Source organism: Belnapia sp. AC561 (assembly GCF_979252845.1).
In genome coordinates this window covers 119,553-134,152 of sequence record NZ_CEEDBP010000014.1, presented here as the reverse complement: position 1 = coordinate 134,152, position 14,600 = coordinate 119,553, and the positions used below count along the sequence as shown (strand labels likewise).

Sequence of the window (14,600 nt, the reverse complement as noted above, 5' to 3'; positions counted from 1 at the left end):
GGCCGGTTCGCTATCGGCGGGGCGGGAGGCCGGGGGCAGCGCGGCCGACCGATTGACCGAGGCGGCAGCGACCCTGGGCGGCTGCGGGTGCCGCCAGGTGGCAGGGCATCTGCAGGAAGCGGCCGGAATCGCCGAGGAAGTCCGGGCGGAGGCGAGCCTGGAGCGACTTCGCCGCCTGCTGGACCGGGCAGGCTTCTCGCTGCGGCTGGCCCAGCAAAGGCTCGGCCGGCAGGGCTGTTCCTGAACGACCTTGCCCCAGGGGCGTTGGTGGTCACCGGAAGCAGGAGGAAACCGCTTGATGACGCGCCTTGCGATGATGGCGGCCTGTGGATTGGGCCTGCTGACGGGGGTTGCCTTCGCCCAGCCGGCTGCAACGCCGGAGCGGCCTATGAACTCGTCGCCGCCAAGCCTTGGCGGACGGCAATTCCCGAGTGGCGAGGTGGAGCGGCAGGTCCGGCCCCAGGGCGATTCGGCTGAGGCGGAGCGGGACCGGCGACAATTGCAGGAGCTGAATGAACTGTCCCGGCAGCTGACGCCGCCGGGGACGCCGGTGCCGGCACCGCATGTGGAAACACGCCGGCCTTCGGCGCCGTAGACGGCGCCGATCGCGGAGCCCCCTCGCGCCTTCGGCCTATTCGAAGGAAACCCATTTGCGGGGCGGCGGCGCTGCCGTATCGCGCTGGGCTGCGGCGATCTCGGCATCCAGCGCGGCCAGGAAGCGGGACCGGTCCGCCTTGGTCAGGGGTGCCGGGCCGCCGGTCATCTGTCCCATGTCCCGCAAGCCCTGGGAAACAGCGCGGCCGGCGATGGCGCCGCCGATATTGTCGGTGGTCCAGGGGCGTCCCTTGAAGGACAGGGCCCGGGCCCCCTTGGCCAGGCATCGGGCCGCGAGGGGGATATCGGCGGTCAGGCAGACATCGCCGCGCCCGGCGCGCTCGGCGATCCAGTCGTCGGCGGCATCGGCGCCTTCGGCGACCAGGACCATTTCCACGTTGGGCAAGCCGGGTGGGCGAACCGGGCGGCTGCCGTTGGCGACGACCTTCACCGGCAGGTCCAGGCGCGTGGCCACGCGGAAGGCTTCTTCCCGCACCGGGCAGGCGTCGCCATCGATGAAGAGTGTCGTCATCGCACCCTGACCTCCGCCCTTACCGCGGCCCCTGCCGCATCCAGCACCGTCACGCGGTAGAAGCCGGGGCCCTCAGGCACCCAGGCGGCTTCGCGCTTGGCCGGTTCGGCGGGCAAAGGGCGGCCATCGACCAGGAAGGTCAAGGGGCGCTGGCCGCCGGTGGCGCGCAGGGTCACATGCGCGCCCGATTCATCCAGCACCGCGCCGGGCGGCGGGAAGGTAAGGCGGAGGCGATCCAGCGCCTCCGCCAGCCCGGGCGTGGTGGCGGGACGGCTGGGCAGGGCCTCGCGCGGGGCAGGCGGCAGACGCTCGAAGACCCGGGCCAGCAGGGGCAGCGCGGTACGGGCGCCGGTCGCGCCGGGCAGCGGCGTGCCATCCGGCCGGCCGACCCAGATGCCGGCGACGTGGTGCCGGTCGATGCCCATCGCCCAGGCATCCCGGCCGCCCCAGCTCGTGCCGGTCTTCCAGGCGATGCCGGCGGGGCCGCCACTGGGGAAGGGATTCACCAGGATGGCGGCGGCCAGGGCCGCGGCGCGGGGTTCGAAGACGCGGCGGGGCTCGGCATCCGGGCCGGGGGTGAGGCGGAGCGGGCTGGATAGGCCGCCGTTGCCCAGCGTCGCATAGAGCCCTGCCATCTCCCGCAGGGTGATGCCGAGGCCACCGAGGGCCAGGGGCAGCGAGGCATCGGTGCCGGGCGGCAGCCGGGGCGTGGCACCGCCGGCCTTGAGGGCGGAGGCGAAGCGGAGCGGGCCGAGCTCGGACAGCAGCGCCACGGCGGGCAGGTTCAGCGACTGGCGCAGGGCATCCGCCACGGTGATGCGACCGGCGAAGCCACGGTCGAAATTCTCCGGCGCATAGCTGCCGAAGCGGCGGGGCAGGTCGGAGAGCAGGGTCTCGGGTGCGGCGATCCCGGCCTCGAAGGCCAGGGCATAGAGCATGGGCTTGAGGGCAGAGCCGGGGGAGCGGATGGCGCGCGTCAGGTCGAGCGCGCCGGCCCGGCCGGGGGCACCGAATTCGCCGCCATAGAGGGCGCGGACTTCATGGGCGCGGGCATCGGCGACGAGGATGGCCAGCGAGGCGCGATCCGGCAGGGCCAGCAGGGCGGTGGCGGCGATGTCTTCCACCGCGCGCTGCAAGGGCAGGTCGAGGGTGCTGGCGATGCGGGGTGGCGTGGTGCCGCGGGCCAACTCGCGGGCCAGATGCGGCGCCAGGCGCGGCATGGGCTGGCGGGCGACCGGGACCGGCGTGGTCAGGGCATAGTCGGTATCGGCGGCGGTGATGCCCTGGGCGCCGGAGGCGCGGCCGGTCAGCAGGGCATTGCGGGCGAGGCGGGCGCGGTCCGGATGGCGGTCGGGACGCAGTGCCTCGGGCCGGCGCGGGATGGCGACCAGCAGGGCCGCCTCGGCGGGGTCCAGCCGGGCCGAGGGCCGGGCGAACCAGGCGAGCGCACCGGCGCGGACGCCTTCGATGTTGCCGCCCATCGGCGCCAGGGTCAGCCAGATGCCGAGGATCTCGTCCTTGCTGTAGCGGGCTTCGAGTTGGAGGGCGCGAAGGATCTCGATCGCTTTGCTGCGCAGTGTCCGCGGCCGCGGCTCCAGCAGCCGGGCGGCCTGCATGGTGAGGGTGGAGCCACCGGAGACGACGCGGCCGGCGCGGAGCCATTGGCCGGCGGCACGGGCCAGGGCGAGCGGGTCGACGCCGGGGTGGTGGCGGAAGCGGCGGTCCTCGGCGGTGATGAGCAGGTCCAGCAGATGCGGCGGGACATCGGCGGTGGTGGTGGCGAGGCGCCAGACGCCGCCGGGGGCGGGCAGGACCGAAAGGGTGCGGCCGTCGCGGGCCAGCAGCTCGGTGCCGGTGGATTGCAGGCGGGCGAGGTTGGGGGGGAAGGCGCGGTCGAGGGCAAAGACCAGCAAGGCAAGAAGCAAGACTTGGGGGAAGGTATTCCCCCAAGACCCCCATCTATTTCTATGAGAAAGCGAAGGGGGGTTCGACGCACTGCGTCGAACGGGAATGCCTTCCCCCGTGCTTTCTTCCTTCCCCATCAATCCGCCGGCAGGACCGCGACCCGCCCGGTATTCTGCCGTGCGAAGACCTGCGGCCGGTACATGTCCTCCACCTGCGCGCCGGGCAGCTCGAACCGTCCGGCGGTGACGGCGCGCAGCCGGACCGCGAGGCGGAAGTCGGGTGCCTCCGGCGTCAGCTCGATCGCCGCCGCCAGCCGGTCGTCCAGCGCCGGCGTCGCCTCTGTCTCGGTCAGGGTGCCGAGCCAGGGCATCCCGGCCACTTCGCCGGCGGCGAGGCGGCCGATGATTTCCCAGCCGGCCGGCAGGCCCTGCTGGACGATGGCGCGATGGGTCTCGTGCGTCTCCGCCTTGCCCTCCAGCAGCAGCACGAAGACGGTGTTCTGCTTGAGGGTATCGAGGTTGAGCGGCTGGCCGGCGAGGTCGAAGAATTTCCGGCTGATCCGCATGCCGCCGCGCCCCGCCGGGGCCGGCGTGGCGGGGATGCCGGTGACGGAGACGCTGCCCCAGACGGCGGTATCGCTGAGGTTGCGGACGGTGCCGGGCGCGGCGAGCGAGACGGCGAGTACCGGCGCCGGCGCCTGGTTGGTGCCATTCACCGCCACCCGCACCGGCCGGCCATCCCGGCCGAGTGCGGCCGCGGCCAGCACGCCCCAGGCCTGTTCCTGGGTATTGGCGGATTGCGGCGTCAGCTCCGGCCCGGGCAGGGCGGCCTGAGCGGTGCTCAGCCGGTCGGGCAGCAACCCGCTTTCCTTCAGCAGGGCGGCGATGGCCAGGGAATCCCGGGCAGCGCTGCCGTAGTCATAGACCCAGGGCCGCCGGGCGGGGCTGGCAAGTGCCGCGGCGAAGGCAGCCTCGGCGCGGGGACGGTCGCCGGCCTTGGCGAAGGCGCTGGCGAGCTGGGCCTTGGCCAGCGGGGTGGGGAGCTGGTCGATCTCCTCCAGCAGGCGGCGGGCAGCGCCGAGCCGGGGGCGCCCTGCCAGCGACAGGACATGCAGGCGATAGGCCTGGGCGGCGCGCTCCTCCGGCGTATCGGTGGTGAGCTCGATCTGTTCGGCCAGCGACTTCAGCGCATCTTCCAGCGCGGCTTCCGGCACGGCGGCGCCGGCGGTGCGGGCGCGGAGCAGGGCCTCGGTCGCATAGGCGCCGGTCCAGAGCTGGATTTCGCCCTGGGCGGACCAGAGGCCGAAGCCGCCGTCGAAGCGCTGCTTGTTCAGCACCCATTCGACGGCGCGCTGCAGCCGGGCGGCACGTTCCTCCCCGGCGACGCCATCCACGGCGCCGGAGGCGAAGGCGAGCAGCTGGGAAGCCGATTGCTCGAGGCAGGCAAAGGGGTAGGTCTCCAATAGGCGGAGCATCCCGCCGGCATCGTAGCGGGTCGGCCCGCCGAAGCGGGCGGTGGCGCGCCAGCTGCCGGCGACCCAGCGCTCGGCGGCGAGCGTCAGGGGCCGCTCCTGCCCGGCGGGGATTTCCTGGGACGCGACCTCCGTCGTCACCGGACGGGAGGAGCGGATGGTGATGCGGCTTTCGCGGCTGGCGGTGAAGCCGCCGGGTCCGGCGACGGTCAGCCGCAGCACGCCCTGCCCGGCGGCGGTGGCGCGGATGGCGCTGGCCGGCAGGGCGCGGGCATTGGGCGCCAGGGTCATGGCGATGCGGTCGGGGCCGGCGAGGGCGATGGCGCCCTCCGTCGCCAAGGTGACGGTGACCTCGCCCGAGGGCAGGTCGAGGTTGCTCAGCAGCAGTGGCAGCCGCGCCTCGTCGCCGGGGGCGAGGAAGCGGGGCAGCAGGGCCTCGGCGATGATAGGGTCACGGACGGTCAGCGGCTTGCTGGCGGCGCCGATGCGGTTGCCGGCCCAGGCGACGGCCATCAGCCGCAGTTCCCCGGCGAAATCGGGGATGTCGAGGGTGACGGTCGCGGTGCCGTCCGGCGCGACGGCAACCGGGCCGGAAAACAGCGCCACGGTCCGCTGCGGGATCTCGATGCTGCCGACGCTGAACTCGTCGCCGCCCTGGCGGAGGGCGGCAAGCTCGCCTTCGGGCGGCGGGATCAGCCGGCCGTAGTCGTCGCGGATATCCACCGCGAGGCGGCGGCGGCCCATGAAGTGCGGGATGGGATCGGGCGAGGCGAAGCGGGTGAGGCGGAGGATGCCCTCGTCCACCGCGGCCAGGGTCAGGGTGGCGCCATCACCCGCCCCGGTCAGGCGGACCGGGACGGCAAGCTGCTGGCGTGGGGTGATGCGGTCCGGGGTGCCGATGGCGACTTCGATCCGGCGGGAGCCGGGCTCGATCTGCAGCCAGGTCAGGCCGAGCGCCCGGCCGGGATGCCCCTGGCGGCTTTCGCCGGGGCGGAAGGCGGTGACGGCGACATAGGCACCGGGGCCCCAGGCGGCGTCGATCGGGATCTCGACCTCGGTGCCGCCCTCGGCGACCTGGATGTCCTGGAGGGAGACCAGGCGATCGGTCAGCACGGCGAGGCTGGCCGGGCCGGAGAAGGGCGGGGTGATGCGGATGCGGGCGGTCTGGCCGGGGGCATAGTCGCGGCGGTCGGCGGAGACATCCACCTTGTCCGGCACCTCCGGCGTCTCGCCGCCGGCCCAGCCGCTGCGGAAGCGGATGGAGGTGATGGCCATGCCGCCGGGGTCGGCCACTTCCAGCCGGTAGCGGCCGAAGGGCAGGCGGCGGGCGAAGCGGGTGGTGCCGGTCGCGGCGACGGCGAGGTCGGCGCTGTCCACCGCTTCATCGCGCCAGACCGTCTCGTAGCGGGGGGTGCCGCCGCGGGTCACGATGCGCCAGTCCGGGCGTTCCCGGACCAGCTTCGCCCGCAGCCGCGCCGCGACGCGGTTGGCATCGGCATCGAGGGCGATGACCTCGAAGCCGGCCTCGGTGCCGGCATCGATGGCGAGGTCGGGGAAGAGCGGCTTCACCCCGATCAGCCGCTGCGCGGCGCGGACCGGCAGGGTGATGCTGGTACGGGAGGCACGGCCACCCGGCTCGTCGATCTCGATGGCCAATTCGGCGCGTAGCGGGCGGGTGGTATCGGGGGCGCGGGGCAGGGAGACGGCGAGGCTGCCGGTGCCCTGGTCGTTCAGTGCCTCGATGTCGAAGGGGATCAGGTCGGGGGCGAATTCCTCGTCGACCAGGCCGAACAGGAAGTCCTTGTGCTGCTCGAAGGGGGAGCGGAGCGCCTGCAGGCGCAGCTCCGCGCTGCCGGTCAGCCCGGCGGCAGGGGCGCCGTAGAGGAAGCGGGCGGTGATCGGCAGATCGAGGACCCGGCCGGGGACGAGGGGGCCGGGGGCCGGGCCGGCCTTCACCTCCAGCCGTTCCGGGACGAAGGCATCGACGCGGAATTCGACCTTGCCGACCGGTGGCGCGGCCGGGTCGGCCAGGACTTCCAGGGTCCAGACGCCGGCCGGGGCGCTGCTGCTGATGGGGATGGCCCAGAGGATGGCGGCGCCGGGGGAGCGGGCCGGGACGGCCTCGGCATAGACGCTGCCATTCGGGCGGCGGACCCTGAAGCGGGCGGGGATATCCAGCGGGGCGCCGCCGCCGTCGCGCAGCAGGGCGGCGGCCTGAACCGTCTCGCCGGGGCGGTAGATGCCGCGGTCCAGCCAGGGGAAGGCATCGATGGCGCCGGGATGCTCGGCCCCGGTGGCGCCGCGGTCGGAGAGGTCGAAGGCGGCCGCTTCGAGGTCGAGCTGGACGAAGTCATCGCCGAGCGTCGCATGCAGCGCCTTGGGCGCCATCGGCCCGGTGCCGCGCAGCAGGGGGGCGGCGAAGCGGACCAGCCCATCCGGGCCGGCAGTGGTCTCGGCCAGGATATCGTTGTTGGTCGCCATCAGCCGAACCGCGGCACCGGCCAGCGGCAGGCCGGCGCCCAGGCCGCGAACCTGGGCGGCCAGCCCCTGGGCGCTGCGCCAGGCGGTCAGGCCCAGGTCGGTGACCATGATGGGCAGCGCGGCGGCGCGGCCGCGGGAGCCATCGGCCGGCTTCACCACCAGGGCATAAAGGCCGGGGCCGGCGCTGCGCAGCACGTCCGGCAACGGGACGACATGGCGCTGCAGGCGATTGGCCTCGAAGCGGGGCAGCTCGATCCGGCCCTCCCAGATGGTGCGGCCCCAGGTGTCGGGGATGTCGTCGGCGGTCCAGCTGTCCAGGGCCTGGCCGGGGGTCCAATTGCTGCGGCCGAAGGGGACCAGGTTGCGCTCCGTCACGCGGACGACCTGCAGGGCGAGGGTGGAGATATTGATGGTGGCGAGGCCGACCCGGGGTGCCTGGCCGCGCGGCAGCAGGAAGCTGCTGGCATCGAAGATGATGCTGGCCGCCTTGTTGGGCATGGCGACCCGCAGGGTGGTGTCCCGGTTGAGTCGGAGCCCGTCTTCCCCGGGCAGGCCGGCGCGGAGCAGCAGGCGGGTGGTGGTGCCATTGGGCAGGCCGACGACGCAGATCTGGTCGCCTTCCCGCAGCACGGCCATCCCGGGGATGGCGGGTTCGGCCCGCACCCAGTCCTGCGGCTGCCAGTCGGTGCGGCGGGCCGGCGGGACGGTGAAGGCCAGGCAGGCGCGGGCCGGCTCGGCCTCGGCTTCGGTATTGATGCGGGCGATGAGGAGCCCGGCGGCGCGGCGGGCATCGGTGAGCAATTGGCGATAGCGCGGGTTGTTCGGCGCCCGCTCCAGCACGGCGTTCAGGGCCTGGATCTGCTGGGCCGGCCGCTCCAGGCGTTGCAATGCATCGGCAATGAGCAGCAGTGCCGGAATCTCCGGCTCACCGGCCGGCACGACCTGGAAATTCAGCCAGGCCGCCTGCAGGGCGCGGTTGGCATCGGGCGGGGTCTTCTGCAGCTGGGCGCGGGCCAGGCTGAGCCAGTGTTCCGGCCGGGGATCGCCGCCGGCGACCCGCTCCTCCCAGGCCGCCGCGGCGGCGGCCCAGTTGTTGGTGCGTTCGGCCTGAGACGCACGCTGCTCGGCCGCGGCCTTCTGCTGGGCGGTCGCTCCGGCGGGGAACCGGCGGCCGAGGTCGCGCTGCCAGGCTTCGGCATCATTCGAGAGGCCGGGCAGGTCGAAGCCCTGGGCCCTCAGCTCCGGCACCGCGAACAGGAGACCGATCAGCAGGAGGATAAGGCGCATGCAGCGGAGCCTTCATGGTCTTGGGACAAGGCAGCATGGCATACCCAGCGCTGCAAAGGGATGAAGAGGATCAGGGAGACTTGATCCAGAGCATGCAGCCCTTGCGTACCCGGCATGGCGGCGGCACATGGCACGATGGTTGCATGTATGGCTCTAGCCCGAAGTGTGATCGGATCGGGACGGTCGACCGGCTCAATTCCATCCAACCGTGTGGGCGGCATGATATTTCGCCGTATATGTATCCATGGCCTGCCGCCCGAAGGGTGGGCGACGTGCCGCAGCCGCGGCCAAGGGAACCGAGACGAATGACGCGACGCCACCTGCCGCGCTTGCGGCGCCTCGTGATCGCCGCCCTGCTGGCCATGGGGTCGGCTGGCCCGGCCCTGGCCCAGGGTGGCGGCGTGCCGGTCACCACCGACCCGGTCCGGGTCGGGCCGGTCCCCATCGAGGTGATCGCCAATGGCATCGTCGCCTCCGAATCCGTGGTGACCATCCGGACGCGGGTGGATGGGCAGATCGAGCGGGTGCATGTCACCGAAGGGCAGCTGGTGCGCCGCGGCCAACCGCTGTTCACCCTGGATGCGCGGCTGAACCAGGCGATCCTGGCGCAGCAGGAAGCCCAGCTGGCCAGCAACCGGGCGCAGCAGTCCCGCACCCAGGCCGATGCCCAGCGCTACCAGTCCCTGCGTGGGGAAAGCTTCGCGTCCCAGCAGCGGTTCGAGCAGGCCCAGGCCGATGCCCTGGCGGCGGCGGCCAATGCCAAGGCGACCGAGGCGCTGATCCAGCAGACCAAGCTCAGCATCGAATTCGCGACCATTACCGCGGAAATGGATGGCCGGCTCGGCGCCATTCCGCTGCGCGCCGGCAATTTCGTGCGGCAGGCGGAGGTGACGGCAATCACCACGCTGACCCAGATGGATCCCATCCTGGTGCAATTCGCCATTCCGGAGCGCTGGCTGCCGGAGGTGCGCGCCGCCATGTACCGGGACCCGCCCAAGGTCAGGGTCCGGGCCGAGGGCGACACCGACGAACCGGCGGAGGGCAGCCTGGTCTTCGTCGATAGCGCCGTGGATACGACGACCGGGACCATCCTGCTGAAGGCCCGGTTCACCAATGGCGATTTCCGGCTCTGGCCGGGGCAGTACGTTCAGGTGCGGATGGCCCCGCGGGTGCAGGAGAATGCCATCACGGTGGCCGGCCCGGCGGTGCAGACCGGGCAGACCGGACGCTTCGTCTTCGTGCTTGCCGCCGACAATACCGCCCGCAAGCGGTCGGTCGAACTGGTGCGGATCGCCGGCGACCGGGCGGTGGTGACCGGCGAGTTGCAGGCCGGGGAGAAGGTGATCGTCGATGGCGCCCAGCGCGTTACCGAGGGGACCCGGGCGGTCGAGCGCAATGCGCCGCAGCGCGTCTCCAGCGTCCAGTAACCGAGAGCGGGAGCGGCCAGGATGAACATCTCCGAACTCTGCATCCGCCGCCCGGTGATGACCGGGCTGCTCTCCGTCGCGGCGATCATTGCCGGCATCATCGCCTATACGCGGCTGCCGGTGGCGGCGGTGCCGCGGGTCGACTTTCCGGTCATCACCATCTTCGCCAACTTCCCCGGCGCCAGCCCGGAAACCATGGCGACCAGCGTCGCCCTGCCGATCGAGCGGGAGCTCTCCACCATCGCCGGGGTGGATTCCATGAGCTCGATCAACGGGCAGGATACCTCGCAGATCACCGTGCAGTTCGTGCTCACCAAGAACATCGATGCGGCGGCGCAGGATGTGCAGGCGGCGCTGACCCGGGCGCAACGGCGCCTGCCTGTGGATATGCTGGTGCCGCCCAATTACCGGAAGGTGAACCCGGCGGATGCGCCGGTGGTGCTGCTGACCATCTCGGGCGGCGACAAGCCACTGTATTATTTGAACGATCTGGTCAGCACCATCGTCTCCCCGGCGCTGTCGCGGGTGCCGGGCGTGGCCCAGGTGCAGGTCTATGGCGAGCAGCTCTACGCCGTGCGCGTGCGGCTCGACCCGGACCGGATCGCTGCCATGGGCCTTGCCTTCGACACCATGCAGCAGGCCATCGCCCAGGCGAATTCGGCGACGCCGGTCGGCTTGATGAACGGCCAGCGGCAACAGTTGACCCTGCGCGCCAATGATCAGCCGCAGGATGCCGCGGCCTTCGGCAACCTGGTGGTCGCGGGGCGGCCGAATTCGCCGGTACGGCTGAACGAGATCGCTTCCGTCGCGGATGGCGTAGCGAATGAGCGCATCGCCGCCTGGCGCAACGACGACCGCGCCCTGGTGCTGGCCGTGCTGCGGCAGCCGGATGCCAATACCGTCGACGTGGTGGATGGCGTCAAGGCCAGCCTGCCGGCGCTGGAGGCGGCGCTGCCGCCCGGCGCGAAGATCAACGTCATGCTGGACCGGTCGCGGTCGATCCGCGCCGCGGTGCATGACGTGCAGGAGAGCCTAGCCATCGCCATCGGGCTGGTGGTGCTGGTCTGCTTCATCTTCCTGCGCCGCATCAGCGCCACGCTGATCCCGACCATCGCGGTGCCGATCAGCCTCTGCGTCGCCTTCGGGCTGATGTACGTGCTGGGCTACGGCATCGACAACGTCACGCTGCTGGGGCTGACCATCGCGGTCGGGCTGGTGGTGGATGATGCGATCGTCGTGCTGGAAGCCATCATGCGGCACATGGAGGAGGGCATGGCGCCCATCCCCGCGGCCATCAAGGGCTCGCGGGAGATCGGCTTCACCGTGCTGTCCATTACCATCTCCCTGGTGGCGGTCTTCCTGCCCATCCTGCTGATGGGCGGGGTGGTGGGGCGGGTCTTCAACGCCTTCGCCGCGACCGTCTGCCTCTCGGTCATCGCCTCCTGCATCGTCTCGCTGACGTTGACGCCGCTCATGGCCTCCCGCCTGCCGGCGCATGCCAAGCCGGGGCTGGTGGAGCGGGTACTGGAGCGCTTCCTGAGCGCCATCGAGCGCGGCTACGCGGCCATGCTGGATTTCGCCCTGAAGTTCCGTTTCCTGGTCTGGATCGCCTTCTTCGCCTCGCTCGGCGCCGCCGGCTACATGGCGGTGGTCATCCCGAAGGGTTTCTTCCCGATCGAGGATACCGGGCTGCTGACCATCAATACCGAAGGTCCGCGTGGGGCGTCCTATGCCGCCATGGTCGAAATGCAGAGCCGGCTTTCTGCCAAGCTGCGGGAATCGCCTGCGGTTGCGAATGTGGTCTCCAACATCGGCGCGACCGGCGGCAGCATCTCGATCAACCAGGGCCGCATGTTCGTCGAGCTGAAGCCGGCCGACGAAAGGCCGGGGATCACCGCGGTGATCCAGCAGCTGCGGCGGGACGTCAGCCAGATCGCCGGATTGCGGGTCTTCATCCAGCCGATCCAGAACCTGAACTTCGGCTCCCGTCAGACCCGGACGCTGTATCTCTATTCGCTGCAGGGCCTGCGACTGGATGAGCTCTATGACTGGGCGCAGCGGATGGAGGAGCGGCTGGTCAAGATCCCGGTCCTGCAGGACGTGAATACCGACCTGCAGATCGACAGTCCGGTGGTGCAGGTGAACGTCAACCGGGACCGGGCGACCTCGCTCGGCGTCTCGGTGGATGCGGTGCGGCAGGCGCTGTTCTCGGCCTTCGGGGCGCGGCAGATCTCGACGCTGTATGGGCAGGCCAATGCCTATCAGATCATCTTAGAGGCCCTGCCGGAGGACCAGCGGGATGAGACCGGGCTGGCCAAGCTGTATATCCGTTCCGTGACGGGCAGGTTGGTGCCGCTGTCGGCCGTGGCCAATATCGAGCGGAAATCGGGGCCGCTGAACGTCTCCCACCAGGGGCAGCTGCCGGCGGTGGTCATCGGCTTCAACACGCCGCCGGGGGTGGCGCTGGGCGATGCGGTGAATGCCATCCGCGAAGTCGAGCGGGAGCTGGGCATGCCGCCGACCATCGTCACCGGCTTCTCCGGCGCGGCCCAAGTCTTCCAGCAGGCGCTGGCCGGCCAGGGGGCGCTGGTGCTGGCGGCGATCGCCATCGTCTATCTCGTGCTCGGCGTGCTGTACGAAAGCCTGATCCATCCGCTGACCATCCTGTCCGGCCTGCCGGCGGCGGCGCTGGGGGCCTTCCTCACGCTTTATGTGTTCGGCCTGGACCTGTCCGTGATCGCGGTGATCGGCGTGCTGCTGCTGATCGGGCTGGTGAAGAAGAACGCCATCATGATCGTCGACGTGGCCTTGCAGCGACAGCGATCCGGCGTGCCCGCCTTCACCGCCGTGCGGGAGGCCTGCCTGGTGCGGTTCCGTCCCATCCTGATGACGACCCTGGCGGCTGGCGCGGGTGCCGTGCCGATCGCCGCCGGCTGGGGCGCGGCGGCCGAGCTGCGACAGCCGCTGGGCCTTGCGGTGGTCGGCGGCCTGGCGGTATCCCAGGTGCTGACGCTGTTCGTCACGCCGGTGCTGTACCTGGGCTTCGATAGCTTGGCGCGGAAGCTCACCTTCAAGCGGCGGATGGCCCCGATCGAGGCAGCACCCGCAGAATGAAGATCCCCGAACTCCCCTTCACCGTCACCGATTGGTCGGGCGTGGCGCCGACGCGCCATCCCGGCGAGACCGGGGAGGCGCTGTGGCGGACCCTAAACATCGGCGACCTGCGGGTGCGGCAGGTGGAGTATTCCGCAGGCTATCTGGCCGACCACTGGTGCGACCGCGGCCATGTGCTGCTGGTGCTGGAGGGGGAGCTGGAGACGGAGCTGAAGGACGGCCGCCGCTTCACCCTGACGCCGGGGATGAGCTACCAGGTCTCCGACTTCGGCGATGAGCCGCACCGGTCCTCGACCCGCACCGGGGTAAAGCTCTTCATCGTCGACTGAGGCGCTATTCGGCGGCCTGCTTGGCCGTGCCGGAGTGATGGCCGCTGACCTCCTCACCCGCATCCGGCGACAGCCGCATGAAGAAGGGGCAGGAGGCGACGACGACGGCGGCAGCCACCAGGAAGGCGATCGAGAAGTCATGCACCGTGGCGACGTGATGGCCGGCCAGCGAGGTGCTGATCTCGAGACTGGTGGTCGCCAGCACCACGCCGAGCGCCGGGGCCAATTGCTGGGCGGTGCCGGAGAAGCTGGTGGCGGCCGAGAGGCGGCCGGTGGGGACATCGGCGAAGGACAGGGTGTTCAGCGCGGTGAACTGCAGGCTGCGGAACAGCCCGCCGAAGGCCAGCAGCCCGAATATCAGCCATAGCGGCCAGGCCGGGGTAAAGCCGGCGGAAACCGCGATCCCGGCGGCGGCCAGCACCGAGGTGCCGATCAGCACCGTGCGGAAGCCGAAGCGGCGCAGGATGGGCCGGGCCAGCGGCTTCATTGCCAGGGCGCCGAGGGCGGTGGCGAAGGAGACGAGGCCGGCCTCCGACGCGGTCTTGCCGAAGCCGACCTGCAGCATCATGGGTACCAGGAAGGGTGTCGCCCCGGCGCCGATCCGGAACAGGCTGCCCGAAAGCGTCCCCTGGCTGAAGGTGCGGATCTGCAGCAGCGACAGGTCGAGCGCCGGGCGCGGGGTCTGCCGGCAGTGGCGGATGGCGGCCCAGCCGAACATCAGCCCGAGCACCAACCCGGCCTCCGGTATTCCGGCCGGCACGACATGGCGGCCGAGGGTTTCCAGCCCGAACATGAACAGCGCCAGGGCAAGGCCGATCAGCACCAGGCCGCGGCGGTCCGGCGGGCCGGGGTCGCCGGGCGGGACATGCGGGATCTTCCAGGCGACCAGCGCCAGGCCGAGGATGCCGATCGGCACGTTGATGAGGAAGACCGAGCGCCAGCCGAAGGTATCGGTGAGGAAGCCACCCAGCGGCGGGCCGCTGATCGGGCCGATCATCGCCGGCATGGTCAGCCAGGCCATGGCGCTCAGCATTTCCTCCTTGCGGATCTGCCGCAGCAGCAGCAGGCGGGCGACCGGGACCATCATGGCGCCGCCGAGGCCCTGGAAGATCCGGGCGCCGATCATCTCCGGCACGGTATCGGCACGGCCGCACAGGACCGAGGCCAGGGTGAAGATGGCGATGGCCACCATGAAGACGCGCTTGGCGCCGAACCGGTCCGCCACCCAGCCGGAGACGGGGATGAAGACGGTCAGGGCGACGAGGTAGGAGGTGATGGCGGCGCCCAGCCGGGCCGGGTCCACCCCCATGTCCAGCGCCATCGCCGGCAGGGCGGTGGTGACCGCCGCGCTGTCCAGGTTCTGCATGAACAACGCGCTGGCGACGATGGCCGCGATGACGCGGGGATCGGCCTTGAGAGGCGGGAGAAGCGCGGGGGGCGGCGCGCCGGCATCGGTCATG

The 14,600-nt window shown here is 71.4% G+C and carries 8 protein-coding genes; 4 read left to right on the top strand and 4 right to left on the bottom strand.

The annotated features are described in order from the left end of the window. Window positions 1-244 (top strand): hypothetical protein (locus tag AC0IW9_RS13955; protein ID WP_471648870.1); only part of this gene is annotated, 244 nt, incomplete at its 5' end. A gap of 387 nt (window positions 245-631) precedes the next feature. Here the strand turns inward: AC0IW9_RS13955 and AC0IW9_RS13950 are convergent. From AC0IW9_RS13950 to AC0IW9_RS13940, 3 genes are all read right to left on the bottom strand, one after another. Next, on the bottom strand, window positions 632-1,126 hold the full coding sequence (locus AC0IW9_RS13950; protein ID WP_471648869.1) for a YaiI/YqxD family protein: 495 nt from the start codon (window positions 1,124-1,126) through the stop codon (window positions 632-634). After that, the gene (gene pbpC, locus AC0IW9_RS13945; protein WP_471648868.1) at window positions 1,123-3,051 is read right to left on the bottom strand and encodes a penicillin-binding protein 1C; all 1,929 of its coding nucleotides are present in this window, start codon (window positions 3,049-3,051) and stop codon (window positions 1,123-1,125) included. The genes AC0IW9_RS13950 and pbpC overlap by 4 nt, the downstream gene beginning before the upstream one ends. 116 nt (window positions 3,052-3,167) lie before the next feature. Further along, a complete protein-coding gene (locus AC0IW9_RS13940) occupies window positions 3,168-8,270 on the bottom strand; it encodes an MG2 domain-containing protein (protein WP_471648867.1) in 5,103 nt (1,700 codons plus the stop codon). A 305-nt stretch (window positions 8,271-8,575) separates the two neighbouring features. Here AC0IW9_RS13940 and AC0IW9_RS13935 point away from each other — a divergent pair, with 305 nt between their 5' ends. From AC0IW9_RS13935 to AC0IW9_RS13925, 3 genes are read left to right on the top strand one after another with little or no spacing between them, the layout of a single operon-like run. Further along, window positions 8,576-9,697, top strand: coding sequence for an efflux RND transporter periplasmic adaptor subunit (locus tag AC0IW9_RS13935; RefSeq protein ID WP_471648866.1), 1,122 nt, complete (start codon window positions 8,576-8,578; stop codon window positions 9,695-9,697). Window positions 9,698-9,718: 21 nt separating this feature from the next. After that, on the top strand, window positions 9,719-12,811 hold the full coding sequence (locus AC0IW9_RS13930) for an efflux RND transporter permease subunit (RefSeq protein WP_471648865.1): 3,093 nt from the start codon (window positions 9,719-9,721) through the stop codon (window positions 12,809-12,811). Beyond that, on the top strand, window positions 12,808-13,140 hold the full coding sequence (locus tag AC0IW9_RS13925; RefSeq protein WP_471648864.1) for a DHCW motif cupin fold protein: 333 nt from the start codon (window positions 12,808-12,810) through the stop codon (window positions 13,138-13,140). The genes AC0IW9_RS13930 and AC0IW9_RS13925 overlap by 4 nt, the downstream gene beginning before the upstream one ends. Before the next feature lie 4 nt (window positions 13,141-13,144). Here AC0IW9_RS13925 and AC0IW9_RS13920 read toward each other — a convergent pair whose 3' ends face one another. Continuing rightward, window positions 13,145-14,599: an MDR family MFS transporter gene (locus AC0IW9_RS13920; protein WP_471648863.1), complete on the bottom strand. Its 1,455-nt coding sequence runs from the start codon at window positions 14,597-14,599 to the stop codon at window positions 13,145-13,147. Window position 14,600 lies beyond the last annotated feature (1 nt).